This window comes from Streptomyces sp. NPDC025806, from assembly GCF_055558275.1.
Map to the genome: position 1 here is coordinate 1 of NZ_JBVHMU010000051.1, position 1,640 is coordinate 1,640.

The 1,640-nt window shown below is 73.5% G+C and carries 2 protein-coding genes; one reads left to right on the forward strand and one right to left on the reverse strand.

The window, feature by feature from the left end:
• Window positions 1-90: 90 nt before the first annotated feature.
• On the reverse strand, window positions 91-1,026 hold the full coding sequence (locus tag ACZ4E1_RS40245; protein ID WP_467548970.1) for an NAD-dependent protein deacetylase: 936 nt from the start codon (window positions 1,024-1,026) through the stop codon (window positions 91-93).
• Between the two features lie 296 nt (window positions 1,027-1,322).
• Here ACZ4E1_RS40245 and ACZ4E1_RS40250 point away from each other — a divergent pair.
• On the forward strand, window positions 1,323-1,640 hold a 318-nt coding region (locus ACZ4E1_RS40250; RefSeq protein WP_467548972.1), incomplete at its 3' end, for a transporter substrate-binding domain-containing protein.

Here is a 1,640-nt window from a genome sequence, read left to right on the forward strand (position 1 = left end):
TATGAGGACGCTCCGGCGCCTTGCGATCGCACGCACCGGACACCGCGGGGCCCGCCCTTCGGGCGGACGACGGGACTTTCGACACACGCCCTAGGGCGCGTCCGGGGACGAGAGTGCGTCCGTGGCCGCCGCCTCCTGCGCCCTGTCCATGGGGACGCCCAGGCGGGTGGCCGCGGCGGGCAGGGCCTCGCCCAGGGGGAGGGCGATCCGGGTGCGGGCGTGGGTGTCGCCGCGGGTGGGGTCCCGGTTCACGATGAGCACCGGTGTGCCGGCCGCGGCCGCCTGACGGACGAACCGCAGCCCGGACATCACCGTCAGCGAGGAGCCCAGGACCAGCAGGGACGTGGCCGCACGGACCAGCGCGCGGCAGTGCTCGACCCGCGTCGGCGGCACCGGCTCGCCGAAGAACACCACGTCGGGCTTGAGGACGCCGCCGCAGGCCGCGCACGGCGCCACCCGGAAGTCGCCGACCTGTTCGTCGGTGAGGTCGGCGTCGCCGTCCGGGTTGATCGCCGCGGCCACCGGGGCGAAGCCGGGGTTGGCCTCCTCCAGGCGCCGGGTCAGCTCGTCCCGCGGGCTGAACGTGCCGCAGGACAGGCAGACGACCCGGTCCAGGCTCCCGTGCAGCTCGACGACGTCCGTGCTGCCGGCGGCCTGGTGCAGCCCGTCGACGTTCTGCGTGATCGTCCCCGAGAGCAGCCCGTGCCGCCCGAACGCGGCCACGGCCCGGTGCCCCGGATTGGGCCGGGCCCGGACGAACGTCCGCCGCCCGAGATGGCTGCGCGCCCAGTACCGGCGCCGGGCCCCGGCGCTCGCGGTGAAGTCCTGGTAGGTCATCGGCGTGTGCCGGCTGAGGCTGCCGCCCTCGCCCCGGTAGTCGGGGATCCCGGACTGCGTGGAGATCCCGGCGCCGCTGAGCACGAGGACCCCTCCGGCACCCAGCACGTCGACGAGCGGGGCCAAGTCCGTGGTGCCCGGCGGTAGATCGTCGGGCGGCGTCCAGTGCAGTGTGGGGCGCGTGCGCATGCGGCCAGGGTACGGAACCCGGCGGGGCCCGGCCCGTCTCGGTTGAAGAATATTCAGCCGTCAGGTCTATGCATGAATCCATTCCCGGAATAGCCTGACGGCGCTCTCCCCACCCCAGCGAGAGTGTTCACCGCCGCGTTCCGCTCGACGCGGCCACTCGCCCTGCATCGGATCTGCATCGGGCCTGCCGACGTGCCCGCGAGCACGACGGCACCCCTCACGCATCACCGTCCCCGTTCCAAGGCGTCGAGGCGCCCTCCCTCGACCGCCTTCTTGTCCCGCAGGAGGAATCCCAGATGAACGCACAGACCACCCGTCGCGCGGCCGGCGCCAGATCCCGGCTGTGCGCGGCCGGTGCCGTCGCCGTCGCAGGCGCACTCCTGCTGACCGGCTGCGGCGACCAGACCGGGAGCGGGAACGACGACGCCAAGGCCGCCGGAGGGTCGAAGAGCGCGCCGCTGGCCGACAAGCTGCCCAAGGAGATCCGCGACAAGGGCGTCATCCGGGTCGGCTCCGATCTCGCCTACGCCCCGGTGGAGTTCAAGGACAAGTCGGGCAACGCGATCGGCATCGACCCCGACATCGCCGCCGCGATGGGCAAGCAGCTCGGCGTG